14 protein-coding genes are annotated in these 17,347 nt (G+C 45.5%); 13 read left to right on the top strand and 1 reads right to left on the bottom strand.

Annotated elements, in window-relative coordinates:
• Nucleotides 1–173: 173 nt before the first annotated feature.
• The 11 genes from MHB71_RS11765 to MHB71_RS11715 all read left to right on the top strand — a co-directional run bounded on the left by MHB71_RS11765 (nucleotide 174) and on the right by MHB71_RS11715 (nucleotide 13,296).
• Nucleotides 174–1,277, top strand: coding sequence for an NADH:flavin oxidoreductase (locus tag MHB71_RS11765; RefSeq protein ID WP_340029670.1), 1,104 nt, complete (start codon nucleotides 174–176; stop codon nucleotides 1,275–1,277).
• A 399-nt stretch (nucleotides 1,278–1,676) separates the two neighbouring features.
• Nucleotides 1,677–3,017, top strand: a complete 1,341-nt coding sequence (gene nagZ / locus MHB71_RS11760) for a beta-N-acetylhexosaminidase (protein ID WP_340029669.1) — start codon at nucleotides 1,677–1,679, stop codon at nucleotides 3,015–3,017.
• A gap of 41 nt (nucleotides 3,018–3,058) precedes the next feature.
• Nucleotides 3,059–3,763: a response regulator transcription factor gene (locus MHB71_RS11755; RefSeq protein ID WP_047842720.1), complete on the top strand. Its 705-nt coding sequence runs from the start codon at nucleotides 3,059–3,061 to the stop codon at nucleotides 3,761–3,763.
• A complete protein-coding gene (locus MHB71_RS11750; protein WP_340029668.1) occupies nucleotides 3,760–4,743 on the top strand; it encodes a sensor histidine kinase in 984 nt (327 codons plus the stop codon). Before MHB71_RS11755 ends, MHB71_RS11750 begins: the two co-directional genes overlap by 4 nt.
• A gap of 311 nt (nucleotides 4,744–5,054) precedes the next feature.
• Nucleotides 5,055–5,825: an ABC transporter ATP-binding protein gene (locus MHB71_RS11745; protein WP_340029667.1), complete on the top strand. Its 771-nt coding sequence runs from the start codon at nucleotides 5,055–5,057 to the stop codon at nucleotides 5,823–5,825.
• Nucleotides 5,800–7,758: an ABC transporter permease gene (locus tag MHB71_RS11740; RefSeq protein ID WP_340029666.1), complete on the top strand. Its 1,959-nt coding sequence runs from the start codon at nucleotides 5,800–5,802 to the stop codon at nucleotides 7,756–7,758. The genes MHB71_RS11745 and MHB71_RS11740 overlap by 26 nt, the downstream gene beginning before the upstream one ends.
• A 173-nt stretch (nucleotides 7,759–7,931) precedes the next feature.
• A complete protein-coding gene (locus tag MHB71_RS11735; RefSeq protein ID WP_340029665.1) occupies nucleotides 7,932–9,377 on the top strand; it encodes a 4-hydroxyphenylacetate 3-hydroxylase N-terminal domain-containing protein in 1,446 nt (481 codons plus the stop codon).
• Nucleotides 9,378–9,611: 234 nt separating this feature from the next.
• The gene (locus MHB71_RS11730; RefSeq protein WP_340029664.1) at nucleotides 9,612–10,319 is read left to right on the top strand and encodes a response regulator transcription factor; all 708 of its coding nucleotides are present in this window, start codon (nucleotides 9,612–9,614) and stop codon (nucleotides 10,317–10,319) included.
• Entirely contained in the window at nucleotides 10,297–11,754 is a 1,458-nt protein-coding gene (locus MHB71_RS11725) for a HAMP domain-containing sensor histidine kinase (protein WP_340029663.1), read from the top strand. Before MHB71_RS11730 ends, MHB71_RS11725 begins: the two co-directional genes overlap by 23 nt.
• A gap of 35 nt (nucleotides 11,755–11,789) precedes the next feature.
• Nucleotides 11,790–12,869: an AI-2E family transporter gene (locus MHB71_RS11720; protein WP_127546990.1), complete on the top strand. Its 1,080-nt coding sequence runs from the start codon at nucleotides 11,790–11,792 to the stop codon at nucleotides 12,867–12,869.
• 28 nt (nucleotides 12,870–12,897) lie between these two features.
• Nucleotides 12,898–13,296 carry an Asp23/Gls24 family envelope stress response protein gene (locus MHB71_RS11715; protein WP_047842725.1) on the top strand — a complete coding sequence of 133 codons (399 nt, stop codon included), beginning with the start codon at nucleotides 12,898–12,900 and terminating at the stop codon, nucleotides 13,294–13,296.
• Nucleotides 13,297–13,365: 69 nt separating this feature from the next.
• Here MHB71_RS11715 and MHB71_RS11710 read toward each other — a convergent pair whose 3' ends face one another.
• Nucleotides 13,366–14,211 (bottom strand): AraC family transcriptional regulator, encoded by an 846-nt coding sequence (locus MHB71_RS11710; RefSeq protein ID WP_340029661.1) that lies wholly within the window; start codon nucleotides 14,209–14,211, stop codon nucleotides 13,366–13,368.
• Between the two features lie 201 nt (nucleotides 14,212–14,412).
• Between MHB71_RS11710 and MHB71_RS11705 the strand changes: the two genes are divergently transcribed.
• Complete coding sequence (locus MHB71_RS11705; RefSeq protein ID WP_340029660.1) at nucleotides 14,413–15,417, top strand: aldo/keto reductase; 1,005 nt, start codon at nucleotides 14,413–14,415, stop codon at nucleotides 15,415–15,417.
• 266 nt (nucleotides 15,418–15,683) lie between these two features.
• Entirely contained in the window at nucleotides 15,684–17,276 is a 1,593-nt protein-coding gene (locus MHB71_RS11700) for an acyl--CoA ligase (RefSeq protein WP_340029659.1), read from the top strand.
• The last annotated feature ends 71 nt before the right edge of the window (nucleotides 17,277–17,347 follow it).

Below are 17,347 nucleotides of genomic sequence, written 5' to 3'. Positions count from 1 at the left end.
GTTTGAACGCCCAACTTCGAAAATTTGAAAATAAAATTAAGAAACTATAAAATGGATAGAGAAATAATCCTAAACCAGTCAACTGGATTACACGTGTTACAATATACAAAAGCATGTCGCATTTCATGTGGATGCGGAGTTCCACACTTCCAATTGCAAAGGAGCAATGTACTATGAACGTACCTTCAGCATTATTCAAACCTTTCACCTCGGACAAGCTAACATTGTCTAATCGAATCGTTATGGCACCCATGACTCGCGGATTCTCACCGGAGGGTGTACCTGGACCAGAAGTTGCTGAATACTATCGTCGCAGAGCAGCAGGTGGAGTGGGGCTCATCATAACGGAAGGTACAGGCATTAATCATCTATCTTCTGTTAGTGGAGCGAGTATTCCATTATTCCATGGTGAAGATTCGTTGCAAGGATGGGCTAATGTAGTGAAAGCAGTACATGAAGCGGGTGGCAAAATCATGCCACAATTGTGGCATGTGGGTACAGCACGTCGTTCCGGTGACTTGCCTAACGCAGAAGCTGACCCTGTAAGTCCGTCAGGGGTAAGCATGGCAGGTGAACCATCACGTGAACCATTAACGGAAGAGGAGATTCAAGGTCTTGTACAGGCATTTGCCCAAGCGGCAGCGGATGCACAGCGAATCGGGTTTGACGGCATTGAACTGCACGGAGCCCATGGATACCTGATTGACCAATTCTTCTGGGAGCAGACGAATCGACGGACCGACAATTATGGTGGTGATTTGGTACGGCGAACTCAATTTGCAGTTGAAGTGATTGAAGCTTGTCGTGCGGCGGTTGGTCCTGATTTCCCAATTGTGCTCCGGTTCTCCCAATGGAAGATGGGGAATTATGAGGCACGTCTGGTGGAGACGCCAGAACAATTGGAGCAATTCTTGGCACCACTCAGTGTTGCTGGCGTGGATATATTCCATTGCTCTACACGGCGGTTCTGGTTACCGGAATTCGAAGGATCTGAGCTGAATCTTGCGGGTTGGACGCAAAAAATAACGGGTAAACCAGCTATTTCAGTTGGATCGGTAGGTCTTGAAGCTGAATTCGTAGACAGAGCAACCGAGAACCAGGGAACAGGTGATGCCCATTTGGATCAATTAAATGAGAAGTTGGAGAACAATGAATTTGACTTGATCGCCTTGGGTCGTGTTCTGCTTAGTGATCCCGAATGGCCTGCCAAAGTTCGTGAAGGTCGCATATCCGAAATCATTCCATTTACAACGGAAGTGTTGCAAACACTCCATTAATAGAAGCCTAATAACGTTTGGTGAAAGGTGAACTAACACTGAACGGCAACGATTTACAACGAAGAGTAAAACAAAAACGAACAAATAGGCCGCCTTTGGGCGGCTTTTTGATCTTCCTATACTAATAATTTCAACATATGAAAAATTCACAATAGAAAATCGTTTTCTGCACCGTTACTCCTTTTTATTCTCTTACATACATCGCACACGCGCCTAGTCACAACACCATTAAGTTCCACATCTCAGGTTCCAGTGCAACCACTTTTTTTACCGCTTAAGTGTCTGAACAACGATTCAATCCTCAGAAGCGCTCATTTTGAAAATCCACCACCTTATGATAAGGTTAGGCCTGAACCCAAGGGTTGCCAAGATGACATTACATAAGGAGGATGAATATCCTTGCACAACTATAGGTACAACTCGAACAATAAATGGAGAAAACCACTGCATATGATGTGTCTTCTGCTGGGGATCGTTCTGCTTTTATCGGCATGTGGCCAAGCACAGAAACCTTCCTCCGCAACGGACTCGAATACCGGATCGAACGCTGGATCCAACTCAGGGCAATCTTCCTCATCGCCGGAGCAGAATATTGCTCCACCGCAGGAAGAAGTACCAGAGGAACCGCAAGAAGAAGTCGATCCGGTGCAGGAGCAACTTAGTTCATTAACGTTAGAAGAGAAGATTGGACAGATGATACTGGCCGGTGTTCAAGGGACAACGTTGGATGATCAAGCCAAACAGATGATTACCGATCAAAAGGTAGGGGGCATTATTTTCTATGCCAACAATGTATCAACACTCGAGGGAACAGCCAAGTTTGTGAAGTCCATCAAGGAAGCGAATCAGTCCAACCCGGTACCGATCTTCATGAGTGTGGATCAGGAGGGCGGCAAAGTGAGTCGTATGCCGGAGACGGTGGAATCCATTCCTTCCAGTAGAAAAGTAGGCGAGACGAAAGATAGCGCGCTTGCTGAAACGATGGGTGAATTGTTGGCGAGACAGGTTCAGCTTGCGGGTTTTAATGTGGACTTTGCTCCTGTGCTAGATGTGAACAGTAACCCGAAGAACCCGGTAATTGGAGATCGTTCATTCGGCAGCTCGGCAGAACTGGTGTCACGTATGGGGATTGCAGAGATGAAGGGATTACGTAGTGAAGGCATTATTCCGGTAGTGAAACATTTTCCGGGTCATGGTGATACGTCCGTAGACTCCCATCTCGATCTCCCTGTCGTGAATAAAACGGAAAAACAACTGGCCGAGCTTGAATGGATTCCGTTCCAGGCCGCAGTGAAGGAGCAGGTAGAGGCGGTCATGGTTGCACACATTTTGTTCCCGAAGCTGGACCCGGATCATCCGGCTTCCTTATCGGATGTCATTATAGGTGAACATTTGCGCGGGAAGTTCAAGTATGATGGTGTGGTCATCACAGATGACCTGAGTATGGGTGCAATCGCGAAGAACTACAAGTTGGACCAGGCAGCCCTGGCAACTGTCAAAGCTGGAAGTGACATTCTGTTGGTAGCTCACAGTTATGAGAGTGCCAAGACGATTTTTGATACGCTAATAAGTGCAGTAAAGTCAGGCAAGATCACCGAGTCCCGAATTGATGAGAGTGTATATCGTATCCTGGCATTGAAGCAACAATACAAGTTATCGGATGATCAGAAAGCTTTAGGAGACCTGAAGCAATTGAATGCAGATATTGTGGATTGGCGTAAGGAAGTCGATGCTCGATAATAAATCCTGTGTTATGATTTTGCCAGAGGTGAGATCCAATAATGTATACCATTATGATAATAGAGGACGATCCCAAGATTGCGGGATTATTGAAATCACATATTGAACGCTACGGGGATCGGGCCGTTCTGGTCGAGGATTTTGAGATGATTGTGCAACAGTTTGAGCAGGTACAGCCACATGTGGTACTTCTGGATATCAACTTGCCCAGTTACGATGGTTTCTATTGGTGCCGCCAGATTCGTACGCTGTCTACATGCCCCATTTTGTTTATCTCCGCACGGAGTGGGAAGATGGATCAGGTCATGGCACTGGAGAACGGGGCGGATGATTATATTACGAAGCCATTTGAGCATGAGATTGTTATAGCAAAAATTCGAAGTCAGCTGCGCCGGGTATATGGGGACTATGCTGCACGTGACGAAGAACGCAAGGTGGAACTGGACGGTTTGGTCGTGTACTTGGAAAGACTGGAGATTCAGCTTGGTGATCGCAAAGTACAGCTGACGAAGAAGGAAACGATTCTGCTGGAAACGTTACTCCGCCGCAGTCCCAAGCTGGTGAGCAGAGAGACAATCTTGGAGAAGCTGTGGGATGACTCTTTTGTGGATGACAATACACTCAGCGTAAACGTTACTCGGGTGCGTAAACGATTAGCCGAACTTGGTATTACGGACGCACTGGAAACGGTCAGAGGTTCGGGTTACCGATTGAACAATACCTGGAAGGCCTCTTCACCATCATGAGATTGTTTATACGAGAACATCTCGCTTTAACGTGCTGGGTTGTTGCCATCTTGTTCACCGTTGTTGCAGTGTTCTGGTATGACGGTTACAACGATTGGGTCACGGCTGCTTATGCCGTAGCGTTGGGATTATTTTTATACATCGGATATTTGGTGTATCGTTATTATTCACATCGCTCCTTTTATACCCGGATGTCACGGTCGATGGATTCGCTGAAGGAATTTGTACCATTGAACGAAACAAGTCCTTTATCACTGGCGCTGGAGAAGTTGTTGGATTCACAATACGGCCAGTATCATGCTCATCTTCATCGGCTGGAACAACGGCAGCAAGAATATCTGACATTCATGAACCAGTGGGTCCATCAGATGAAGACACCGTTATCCGTTATTGAGTTGACCGTGGAAGGTCAGGAAGATGATGATCCTCGGCTCGTAAGCATTCGGGAGGAAGCGGACCAGATGAGGCGAGGTTTGGAGACTGTGCTGTATGTGGCCAGATTGGATACCTTCGAACAGGATTTCAGTGTGGAACCTGTGATACTGAGGACCGCTGGGGAAGAGGCGATCCATGAGCTGAAACGGTTCTTCATCCGCAATCACGTCTATCCAGAGATACATATAGATCCTGCACTGGTTGTGCAATCCGATGCCAAGTGGATTCGTTTTGTCTTAGTACAGTTACTGTCCAATGCAATCAAATATTCCGCGGGCAGCGGGCAAAAGATCTATGTGCGTGCGTATGAAGCCGAACGCTCCATCATACTGGAAGTGCAGGATCAAGGCATTGGGATTCCGAAGTCTGATCTAAATCGGGTATTCCAGCCTTTCTTCACCGGGGAGAACGGGCGACATTTCAAAGAGTCCACTGGCATGGGGCTGTATATTGCCAAAGAAGTGTTAACACGGATGAATCATCGGATTGATCTTGAATCCGTGTACGGCGAAGGAACGACTGTCCGAATCACATTCAACTCCTGAAGTGACAGATTGAGGTAAGATTGGGCCGTGAGGTGTGTATTTTTGTTGAAGAAGTGTGAGTGGAGTATGAATTACAGTGTGAGTGTATGTATAGACGTCTATTGCCTGATCGGGGCGAAGGCGTCTTTTTGATTTTCATGATGCAACCTTACAACATTGTCATGTTGATGAAAGGTTAAACCATAGGAGAATGGCCGAAACTTCGATAGACTATAGTTATAAGAGTACAGGAAAGGCCACGCACAATACACATGCACACAGCATGAAAGTAACTTAATTTTGAATTCATACATCACTAAGGAGTTGTAACCATGGAGATTTGTTCTGTGAAACAGATCAGTAAAATCTACAAAGGCATCGTATCTTATGAAGCGTTATCAGGTATTGACCTCAGTATTCAGGAAGGTGAGTTTGTTGGCATCATGGGACCATCCGGTAGTGGCAAAACAACACTGCTGAACATGATCTCAACCATTGATCACCCAACATCAGGCGAACTGCGGATTGCAGGGAAGAATCCGTTTGAATTGAATCAGGACGAACTCGCGCTATTCCGGCGCAAAGAGCTTGGTTTCGTTTTTCAATCGTTCAATCTGTTAAATACACTGACAGTCAAGGAAAACATTGTGCTACCACTGACTCTTGACGGTGTTTCGCTAGCAGAGATGAACACTCGTGTTGAACAGCTAACAAGCAAGCTGGGGATCGAGGGTATTCTGAACAAACGGACATATGAGATATCAGGAGGACAGGCACAGCGTACGGCCATTGCCAGAGCGCTTATCCATTCCCCGAAGCTGATTCTGGCCGATGAGCCAACAGGCAACCTGGATTCGAAGGCGGCAAGAGATGTCATGGAGATTCTCGAAACTCGCAATCAGGAGGATCAGGCTACGATGCTGCTGGTCACTCATGATGCAGTAGCTGCAAGTTATTGCAGTCGGGTTGTCTTTATCAAGGATGGCAAACTGTATAATGAAATTCACTACGGCGATAATCGCGCAGCCTTTTACCAGAAGATTATTAATGTATTATCCCTAATGGGAGGTTCAGGACATGAATTTTCGCCAGTTCGCCATTAATAACGTTGTTCGCAACAAACGAATTTATCTGGCTCATTTTCTGAGCAGTACATTTTCCGTTATGATCTTTTTTACTTACGCATTGCTCCTGTTCCATCCTGATTTGAAAGCAGGGTTAAAGGGGTCAAGTGGGACGGTTACGTTGCTTGCGAATCAGGGGTTTGTGATTGCAGAGATCATTATATTCATCTTTTCATTCTTGTTCCTGCTCTATTCCGTTGGTTCATTTCTGAAGACTCGCAAGAAGGAATTTGGTATTTTCCTGATGATAGGCATGACACGTAAACAGATGAACAGACTTCTGTTTATGGAGAACATGTGTATCGGATTAGCTTCCATCATTACCGGGATCGGACTCGGAATTATTTTCGGCAAATTGATCCTGCTGATCTGTGGCTCCATGCTGGCTGTTGAGAACAGTCTTCGATTCTATTTTCCGCTAAAAAGCATTGCCCTGACCGCAGGTGCATTTCTGCTGCTGTTTGTTGTGATCGCGATGTCATCATCCTTGCTCATTCGCAAAGGAACTCTCATTGACCTTGTGAAATCAGAGGAAAAACCGAAACCGGAACCCAAAGCATCACGTCTACTCGCCTTGTTATCCGTATTGTTGATTGGTGGGGGTTATGCAGGAGTATTCACTTTTGTATGGATAAGCTTCTCCTTTCCGTTATTACTCGCAAGTGTCGTGGTTGTTATTGCAGGTACGTACTTTCTGTTCACGCAGCTCAGTGTATACATCATTCGGGCACTGAAAAGAAATCCAAGGTTGTTTTTCCGTAAAACCAATCTGCTTTTCCTATCTGAACTTACCTATCGAATGAAAGATAACGCCATCATGTTTTTCATGGTAAGTATCATCTCGGCTTCTTCATTTACGGGAATTGGTACCATGCTCGCGATTGCTGATCCAGGTTTGTCGTCCATGTCGAATCCATATGCATTCAGTTATATGAATAACTGGGATACTCCCAACTCCGAGCGACATATTCGGCAGATTGAAGAAACGTTGATTGATCATCAAGTTCCCTACGTGAAGGGCAGTTATGCTCATATACCTGAAAATAATAATGGAAGGATTATCAAACTGAGTGATTATAACCGTCTGGCGAAGGCACTTGGGTACGAAGAACGTACGTTGAAACAGGTCGATGAGTCATTTATGACACCAAGTAATTTGGCGGTTCGTAAGAAGTACCGTGATCAGGCTGAACAAGGATTCTCAGGAACAGAGGTCAATCTGGAGATTGATAATCGGTCGGAACAGATTCGGCTAGTGACACCTGGTACCGATATTGTGATTCCTTTTCAAAATGAAATTAATCTCTACGTTGTAACCAACGAATTGTTTGAGAAGTTGAGACCGACGTATAACGAGGAAGTGGGGATGCCTGAAGGTTTCTATTCGAGTCGAACGATACAATTTATCGTGAAAGATTGGATGGGTACACGCAGCTTTGCTCCTGAATTGATCAAATCCATTCAAGATGATCATTCCGAAAAAGGTTATTACGAGGTCAGCGCGCTTGTGGTGGATTGGCTTAATTCCAAGCAGACCAATGGCATCATTCTAATTTTGAGCGGCCTGATCGGCATTGTTTTCTTCACCTTTGCAGCAAGTTTCACGTATTTCAGACTTTACGCAGATCTAGAACGGGATGAAGCGCAGTATCGCATGATTGGCAAAATGGGACTGAGTCGTCCCGAACTCCGTAAGATCGTAACAAGGCAGCTATTGCTTATGTTCTTCCTGCCGATTCTGGTGGCGGTTATCCACAGTTCGGTTGCCTTTGTGGCGTTGCAGCAACTGGTTGATTTCTCGGTCTTTGGATACAGCCTGCGCATCTTCTTGGTGTTTGCTTCCATGCAGATTTTGTATTTTGCACTCGTGCGCTGGCGGTATCTGCGTCACATGTATTCCAAATTAGTCTAAAATAGCATGGCCCAACAGACAGCGGACTCATCGTTCGGTGTCTGTTGACTTTTCTAGCTAAGGCACAGTACTATTTCATTAGATACAGAATGTATCATTACATAGTTTCTCAAGCAGTTAGAAGGATGGAGTTACAGAAATGTCAGGCCGGTGCCTGAGAGGGAGGGCATATCATGAGTATCACGATGTCTCGTGGACAAGCTTACATTCAACGGCTGAATGATGAGCGGAATGTATGGCTGGACGGAGAGCGTATCCAGGTAACTGGGCATCGGGCCTTTCAGGGAACACTTCAAACCATAGAAGGATTGTTCAATCTGGTGGATGACCCGGAGACAAGGGAAACCGTGGCCTATTGGGACGAACAGACGGGAAGTTATGTGCATCGCTCTTTTCTTGTGCCTCGTTCACTTCCTGACGTAAACAGCAGGGCGGATGCTTTTCGGCTGTGGGCCGATCGGACGTATGGGGTGATGAGCCGATTGTCTGATTATGCCCGATCCAGGCTGACCGGTTGGTATGCAACACGACAAGAGATGACAGCGCATGACCCGGCATTTGCAGACAAAATATCGGATTATTTTGCACAAGCCAAACGAAACGATGCATTCCTGACAATTGTCCAGCGTGACCCGCAGATTAATCGGTCCTTGCCTGTTGGTGAAGATGAGGATGCCATGCTGCGAATTGTCAAAAGGAATACAGAGGGCGTAGTGATCCGCGGGGCCAAAATGGTGGCAACAGCAGCGCCTTATGCGGATGATATCATTGCTTATCCCGTTCAACGAATTCCAGGCCACCTGCCAGAGCTGGCCCATATGGTAATTGTAGCCGCGGACAGTCCGGGCTTGCACATGATGTGTCGTGAATCTTTTGCCACAAAAGATACAGATAAATCACATCCACTCAGTGCGCAGTATGATGAGATGGATGCTGTATTATTTTTTGATGATGTATTTGTGCCCTGGGAACGTGTATTACTGCACAATAACCCTGAAGCCGTATGGCAGATTCGCTGCAATACAGCTTCGGCCAGTCTGGCCTACCATCAGAGTGTCATTCGATTACACTCGAAACTGGAGTTTATTACAGCCGTGACCTCATCCATTGCCAAGGAGATTGGGGTGGACTCTTTCCTGAATGTGCAGGAACAACTTGGAGAGCTGATCAGTCAGATGCAGACTATCGAGGGACTGATTATTGCTGCTGAAGCACAGTCCAAGCCGGACCCATTTGGCAACTGGCTGCCGGAATTCAAATATATTGAAACCGCACGTAATCTGGGCAATCGCTATTACCCCCGCGCGGTGGAGATTTTGAAGACCATTGCTGCGGGTGGTCTGATTCAGATTCCTTCAGGTACGTTTGAGATGAATGAAATGATGGGTTCCATGATTGGCAAATATCTTGGTGGAGTAACGATGCAAGCCGCGGAGAAGATTCGTCTCTTTCAACTTGCATGGGAGCTGACCGGAAGTCCACTCGGAGCAAGGCATGATCTATATGAACGTTTCTACGCGGGTGATCCGGTGCGCAATCGGGCGAACCAATATGTGCAGTATGACAAGGAACGTTTATTGGGGAAAGTTGAGCCGTGGCTACGCTCGCTTAAGGACTGATCTGATGATCTAATACAAATGGTCCAAATGAAGATTGAAAAGCCTGAATGAAGAACGAAAAGCTTGAATGTAGGCTGAAAACAGCCCTTTTTTAGTTAATGCCTTGGCCTGAGCCAGGGCTCTATTTCTATTTATTTAGATTATCTTTAGAAATGATTTAGGTTGAATTAAGAGACGTAGTATATAGTAATAATGTAGAGATAGGCATAGAGTATAGGAAATGAGAGGAATAACATGAGATACACCGTATTAATTGCAGATGACGAACCAGAGATTGTTGAACTGCTTCAACTATATCTGGAGAAGGACTATACCATTAAAACTGCGGTGAATGGAGCCGAGGCATTACAATGCATACGTTCAACACAGATCGATCTGGTCATACTGGACATCATGATGCCTGTAATGGATGGATTGCAGTTGATCAAACAGATCAGAGCTACATATCACATGCCTGTACTGTTCCTATCCGCTAAAAGTCAGGATCACGATAAAATCCTTGGACTTGGACTTGGGGCAGACGATTATATAGCGAAGCCGTTCAACCCGCTTGAGATTGTCGCCAGAGTAGAGGCGTTGCTCAGAAGAGTTAATCAATTTGATGCAGCGGAGATCACCGAAGCGAAAGAACAGAATCTGGTATTAGGTGATCTGACGCTGGATCGATCCCAATGTATCCTTTTTCGTTCAGGAAGTCCTGTAACATTGACCTCTACAGAGTATAAAATTATGGAATTGTTGCTTGATCAACCTGGCCGAGTGTTCACCCGTAAAAAAATATACGAAGCGGTCTGGGGCGACTATTATGCGCACGAGGACAGCACGATTATGGTACATATCAGCAACATTCGGGAGAAGATCGAGCGTGACTCCAGACAACCGGAATATCTCAAAACGATAAGGGGACTTGGATACAAAATTGAAGCGCCCATGGAAAGCTAGAGAAAAGCGACTGTTGCAGACATCCCTGACTTTGGACTTCTTGCTATTCAACTTCTTTTTGCTGTTACTGGTATTGATTGTGTACCTTATGGTTTCACTTGATGTCGTGGATTTTCGCATTTCGGATCAGGTGGTAGACCCGAATCTGAATGTTGAAGCCCACATGTATGTGGAGGAGCTGGAGAACGAATTTTATTCCGGTGGAGGTTCGGTGTCGAAAGGCAAAGACACAGAGATTCAACGTCTCAAGGATAGCGGGGGCTGGATTGAAATTCTGGATGCGAATCGCAATGTCATTCATCATGTGGGAGACAAGCAAGATGCGATCACGCAATACAGTGAAGCTGATCTATATGATGGACTGGAAAATCGGAGTGACCAGGAATACTATTATTCGATCACTCCTCTCTCGACAGAAGGAGCGGCAGCGTATGTATTGCTCAAAATCCCACGTGATCTGGTCAGCGTGCGAATTAATGATAATCAGTTGATTACTAATCTGAAACATCCATTATCCTTTTACATTATGATTGGCATCGGTTTGGTTTTATTATTGATCTTTGTCTACAGCTACTGGGTCGCACGGAGAATCAAAAAACCACTCAGTATCCTCTCCTCGGGTCTTACGCAGATGATACAGGGGAATTATAGTACACGGATGTCGATCTCGGCAGAGAGGGAATTTGTCCAGATTGGTGAGACCTTTAACTACATGGCGGATGTCATTGAAAACACCTCTGCAGAGAAACGTTACGCCGAAGAGAGCAAACAGCGACTGATTGTAGACTTATCACATGATCTGAAGACACCGATAACATCCATACAGGGATATGCGCAGGCATTGGTGGAAGGACGTGGGGAGGATAAGGACAGGCAGCAAAGATATCTGGGATACATCTATAACAAATCCGTTCAAGTTGCACGCATGATACAGAATATGTTGGAGTTGCTCAAGGTGGATTCGCCCGATTTTCGCATGCATATTCAGAGAAGAGAGATTGGAGAATTCCTGCGCGAGATTATGGCAGATACCTATGGGGAGATTGAACAGAAACAGTTTGTCCTTCATGTACTTGTTCCTGATGAGGTGATCTACGCGAGGTACGATCCAGAGCTGTTATCCAGAGTCATCCAGAATCTGATTACCAATGCTCTGTCTTATAATCCAATCGGGACCGAACTGCGCGTCGAACTCATTCCGCTTCATACCCATGTGGTGATAGAGGTGGCAGATAACGGAGTGGGCATACCTCAAGAACTATGGTCAACGATCTTTGACCCGTTTGTACGAGGGGATGAGGCGCGGACAGCGACCGGAGGCACCGGACTTGGTTTGTCCATCGCACGACGTAATACGGAGAAAATGGGCGGACGGCTGATCCTTTCCCGGCGTGGGCGAGAGACCACCGTGTTTACCATTGAGATTCCAAATTAAATAAGAGAAGAAATGTCCATGTGGAGGGAAATATTTTGTTCAAAGTAAATACGTTTGTCCGGTTCAGTATTGCACTGGCGCTGATATTGGTTAATATCTATTTATTATCACGTGTGAGCTTCATCTTTCAGCCGCTCGTCACCATGATCACGGTCATTACCGTGCCGATGATGTTGTCGGTGTTCTTTTATTATCTGCTAAGGCCGCTTGTGAATTATATGGAGAAAAAGAAAATAAATCGCACGCTAAGTATTTTGCTAATCTATCTGGTTATTGCTATTCTGGGAGTGTTCTTCATCATTGGTTTATGGCCATCGTTACGTGAGCAACTGATCAATCTGGTTGATAACGCACCAAGTTTAATTAATTCATTAAGTGAACAGCTGAGAGAGCTGGAGCAAAATGGTGCCATTCAGGCCTTGTTCCCTGAGGGCTCGACACCTTTCTCCCAGATCACGGAGTATATCAACAAAGGATTTAACTTTGTAACCAACTATGTAAGTGGATTTTTCTCACTTGTTTCCAGTTTTGCGATCATCTTGTTTACACTACCGATCCTTTTGTTCTATATGCTTTTACAAGGCGAGAAATTTGGTCGTAAACTGGCACATATCGCTCCAAAACGTTTCCAAAAGGACAGCCGTGAAGTTGTAATTGAGATTGATCAGGCGTTGAGTGGCTTTATTGTGGGAAGAGTTTTGGTGAATCTGGCACTGGGTGTACTGATGTATATCGGTTTCTTGATCATTGGACTGCCGTACGCATTACTGCTCACGGTAATTGCGGTCATCATGAACTTTGTTCCGTTTATCGGAGCGATTGTGTCATCCGTACCTATTGTGATCATGGGTCTCGTGGTATCACCATCAGTTGCCATCTGGTCTCTGATTATTATTCTTGTCGCTCAGCAGATTCAGGACAACCTGGTTGCACCGTACGTATTCGGCAAAAAGCTGGATATTCACCCGCTCACGACCATCATTCTGGTGTTGGGTGCAGGCGACCTGGGTGGAATTATTGCCATCCTGATTATTATCCCGGTTTATATGATCGTTAAAATTCTTTTGGTTCGAATCTATAACATGTTCTTCAAGGACAAATGGCAGAATGCATAGAATTTAATTATTCGAAGGAGTGGAGCACATGTCTGAAATTATCGAAAAACAATACAATGAACCTGAATATATTGCACCTCAATCTGTTCAAATGGGTACCATCCACATCTCGAACGATGTGTTATCCAAGATCGTGGGGATGGCCGCTCAATCAACGGCTGGTGTATCCTCCATGTCCGTTGGACTGACTGAAGGGATTGCCAAGAGTATCAGCGGCAAGAGCCTGCAAAAAGGGATTGACGTACACGTCAAAGACGATCAGGCAACCATCCAGCTGCGCATCAACATTCAATATGGTAACAAGATGCACGAGGTCTGTCGTGAACTTCAACATAATGTTCAACAGGCTGTAGAACAATTAGCCGGCGTTATGGTCGATGAAATCAAAGTGCAAGTTGTTGGCATATCCATGCCGGAGACGGTATAAAGCAATGAAAAGAATGTAAGGAATAACGATTGTAAGGATAAACGATTAACAAAAACAGCACCTTCCCAATTAACAACTTAACTGGGAGGGTGCTGTTTTATGTTTGCGGTAGTAGGTGGGAGCTTCGCCCATCACTTTTTTGAACATTTTGGAGAAAAGCAATTGATCGGTGTAGCCCACAGAACGGGCAATATCACCAATGGTCAGACCGGGATCAAGCGTCAGTTCGGCTGCCCTGCGCATCCGGTAATGAACTAGATACGACTGAATGCTGCTTCCCATCTGATCCTTGAAGAGAGAGCACAGGTAACTGCGCTGTAAACCGACATGGGCCGCGATGGACTGAACGGTAACGGCATTGGCATAGTTCATTTCAATGAAGTCCATTACCTGTGTAACGTACGTTTCCTTCGAATAATCCGGCATGGGTTGAAGATGCTCTGAATTAGCCTGATCAATCAAAATGGAGAAGAATTGATACAGCAAACCAGTCATGCTAATCTCCCAGCCTTTGTGAGTATTGCGGGAATTGATCATTCGGTGCAGGCAGGATCGCATCTCGTCATCCTCATTACCCAGCTCAAAGATCGGGTGATGCTCTGACAGACAAGCCTGCTGTAAAAAGGATGGACTGTTGCTGCCTTGAAAAGCAACCCAGCTGTATTCCCAGGGGTCATCCTGATCTGCTTGGTAATGAACAACAGAATGCGGAACGATTAGAAAACCTTGACCTTTGTGCAGGTTGTACGTTTTGCCTCCCACTTCGAAGGTGCCTTTACCATTCAAGATATAATGAATTTTGTAATAGTCTCTCATGGCAGGACCAAAGTGGTGACCTGGTGTACAGGCTTCCGTACCATAATGTAGGAGCTGAAGCTCCTGAAAATGATTGTTTTTGAACATATACGTAATCAAGGGTATTCACTCCTGTACGATTTCGTCTCATCTTGCATTTTAACATACTAAATAGCTGAAAAGATTAATTATTTAACATTAGTATATATAGATAACAATCATTATTCCATATGTTCAAAGTGAAATGCCATATCGTTTATCCAGGAAAATGTCTAAGATGAAAAGGAATTCAACAAACCTTACAGGAAAGTGAGAATAACGATGCCCTATACTGCGAGTGAACAACGATATGATGAGATGAAATATGTACGTTCCGGCAAATCCGGAATCAGACTGCCGCAAATTGCGCTGGGTTTATGGCAGAACTTTGGTGGCAACCGTACATTGGATATTCAGGAAGAAATGATTTTGCGTGCCTTTGACCTCGGAATTAACCATTTCGATCTGGCGAATAACTATGGTCCACCTCCAGGATCAGCGGAAGAGAACTTTGGCGTGATTTACAAAAAACATCTTCTTCCTTACCGGGATGAACTGCTCATCTCGTCTAAGGCAGGCTACCATATGTGGAGTGGACCTTACGGCGAGTGGGGCTCCCGCAAAAACCTGATTGCCAGTCTTGATCAAAGTCTTGGTCGGATGGGGCTGGACTATGTGGACATATTCTATCATCACCGTCCAGATCCGGACACGCCATTGGAAGAAACGATGACGGCGCTGGATCATATCGTGCGGCAAGGTAAAGCACTGTATGTAGGCTTGTCCAATTATAATGCAGAACAGACACAAGAAGCGGTAACCATTCTGCGTCGTCTGGGTACGCCATGTCTGGTTCATCAGCCAAACTACTCGATGCTGAATCGCTGGATTGAAGACGGTTTGCAGGACGTACTGGATGAGCAAGGCGTAGGTTCCATTGCGTTCTGTCCACTCGGCCGCGGTCAGTTGACGAATAAATATGTCGACAAGATCAAGGAAGAACGCGTCAATCCAACAGGAAATTTGAAAAAAGAAGCATATACGGACGAACGGATTGCCAAGTTCGATGCACTTCAGGCGGTTGCGGAGCGAAGAGGTCAAACGATCTCCCAACTGGCTCTGAACTGGATTTTGCGTGGTAACCGTGTAACTTCTGCATTGATTGGGGCAAGCCGTGTGTCCCAGATTGAAGAAAATGTAGCTGCGCTCAGCGCACCGGATCTGACAACGGAAGAGTTGAATGAGATCGAAAGCATTTTGGACGGAATGGGTAATTATCCGTGGTAACATACACAGTATAGCTGTGTGAAAATTATAGTTAGGTAAAACTAATGTAATATAAATGAAGAATGAAAATGGCGCCTACCTGATCAATCAGGAAGGCGCCATTTTGTATATGTCATTTTCATTATAGGATAAGATCTATTATAATAGTTCATTAATTGACCTATGTTTATTTTTTCAGAATGAACCTAGTTCATAGCACCTGGTCCTAGGATTTAGGGTATAATATATAGAAGCTTTACAATTGAACTACGAAGGAGAGGCTCCATTTGAACTTTGAACAGTGGATTTCGCCTGAAAGCTATAACCTGACATCCGAGATGGAGAATCATCCATCAGACCGGATTGCACTTAGATGGCTCAGCGATCAACGAGAATTGGGAGAGATCACGTATGGTGAATTATTCAAGCAGGCGAATCGTCTTGCTGGAGGTTTGCGTGAACTTGGACTAGAGAAGGGTGATCGGGTGTTGGTCATGGTACCACGCCGTATTATTGCCTATGTCATTTATATTGCTTGTCTTAAACTGGGGATTGCCGTTATTCCTTCCTCCGAGATGTTACGGGCAAAAGATCTGGAATATCGTCTGCGTCACTCTGAGGCGCGGGCTGTTATTGTATGGTCCGAGACGACCTCAGAAGTGGAAAAGATGGACGCGGATCTGCCGTCACTGGCATATCGCATCGTGGCATCACCGAATGAAGAAGTTAGCGTACCTGCTGAAGGTTGGGTCAATGTGCATCAGTTAATGCAGAATCAACCCGAAGAGATGGCTGCGGTGGAGACTCATCGTGATGATACGGCTATCCTTGCTTATACTTCGGGCACAACTGGTAATCCCAAAGGAGTTGTACATAGCCACGGTTGGGGATATGCCCACCTGCGGATCGCTTCTTCATTATGGTTGGATATTCAACCTTCAGATACCGTATGGGCAACGGCTGCACCTGGCTGGCAAAAATGGATCTGGAGCCCGTTCCTGTCGGTACTCGGAAGAGGCGCGACTGGACTGGTCTACAATGGATCATTCCAGCCCAAGCGTTATCTGGAACTGATGCAGGAACATCAGATTAATGTCCTTTGCTGTACACCAACAGAATATCGGTTGATGGCCAAAGCAGATGATCTTGGACATTATGACCTGTCTCATCTGCGCAGTGCTGTTTCAGCGGGTGAACCGCTCAATCAGGAAGTTATTGAAATCTTCCAGCGTCATTTTGACCTGACTATTCGGGACGGATATGGACAGACCGAGAGCACGTTGTTAATCGGCAGTCTCAAAGATGCGCCTGTACGTATTGGCTCCATGGGTCAGTCGATTACACCTGGATTGATTGAAATTATTGACGATGAAGGACAACCTGTGCCTCCGGGTGAAGTAGGAGATATCGCCGTACACAAAGAGATGCCAGCTTTGTTCCGGTCCTATTATCAGGATGAGGGACGGAAGGAAGCGAGTCAGCGTGGCGATTATTTTGTAACAGGGGACCGTGCACGCAAAGACGAAGAAGGATACTTCTGGTTTGAAGGTCGCAGTGACGATATCATCATCAGTTCGGGTTACACGATTGGACCATTTGAAGTGGAAGAAGCACTCATGAAACACTCGAGTGTGAAGGAATGTGCGGTGGTTGCAAGTCCAGATGAGATCCGTGGCAATGTGGTGAAAGCATTTGTCGTACTGCGAGATGATTCCTTGGCTTCACCGGAATTAATGCGTGAATTGCAGCACCATGTCAAAGAAATCACAGCACCTTATAAATATCCACGTAAGATCGAATTTGTTACGGATCTGCCAAAGACTAACTCTGGTAAAATCCGCCGGATCGAGTTACGTGAACAAGAAAAACGTAATAGTTAGATCATTTTGTATAGATGAAATTTTGGGGATTGTGCCTGCGTAGTGAAAGAGAAGGAATCGATTCTGCAGAA

It is taken from the genome of Paenibacillus sp. FSL H7-0940, from assembly GCF_037979415.1.
Lineage (GTDB): Bacteria > Bacillota > Bacilli > Paenibacillales > Paenibacillaceae > Paenibacillus > Paenibacillus amylolyticus.
The sequence above is the reverse complement of the archived record's forward strand: the minus strand, read 5'-3'. Positions and strand labels throughout refer to the sequence as shown.

Excerpts from the sequence above, each read along its gene's own strand:
- MHB71_RS11755 (WP_047842720.1), top strand. The coding sequence starts at position 3,059 with ATGTATACCATTATGATAATAGAGGACGATCCCAAGATTGCGGGATTA.
- MHB71_RS11745 (WP_340029667.1), top strand. The coding sequence starts at position 5,055 with ATGGAGATTTGTTCTGTGAAACAGATCAGTAAAATCTACAAAGGCATC.
- MHB71_RS11765 (WP_340029670.1), top strand. The coding sequence starts at position 174 with ATGAACGTACCTTCAGCATTATTCAAACCTTTCACCTCGGACAAGCTA.
- MHB71_RS11730 (WP_340029664.1), top strand. The coding sequence starts at position 9,612 with ATGAGATACACCGTATTAATTGCAGATGACGAACCAGAGATTGTTGAA.
- MHB71_RS11715 (WP_047842725.1), top strand. The coding sequence starts at position 12,898 with ATGTCTGAAATTATCGAAAAACAATACAATGAACCTGAATATATTGCA.
- MHB71_RS11735 (WP_340029665.1), top strand. The coding sequence starts at position 7,932 with ATGAGTATCACGATGTCTCGTGGACAAGCTTACATTCAACGGCTGAAT.
- MHB71_RS11705 (WP_340029660.1), top strand. The coding sequence starts at position 14,413 with ATGCCCTATACTGCGAGTGAACAACGATATGATGAGATGAAATATGTA.
- MHB71_RS11740 (WP_340029666.1), top strand. The coding sequence starts at position 5,800 with ATGAATTTTCGCCAGTTCGCCATTAATAACGTTGTTCGCAACAAACGA.
- MHB71_RS11750 (WP_340029668.1), top strand. The coding sequence starts at position 3,760 with ATGAGATTGTTTATACGAGAACATCTCGCTTTAACGTGCTGGGTTGTT.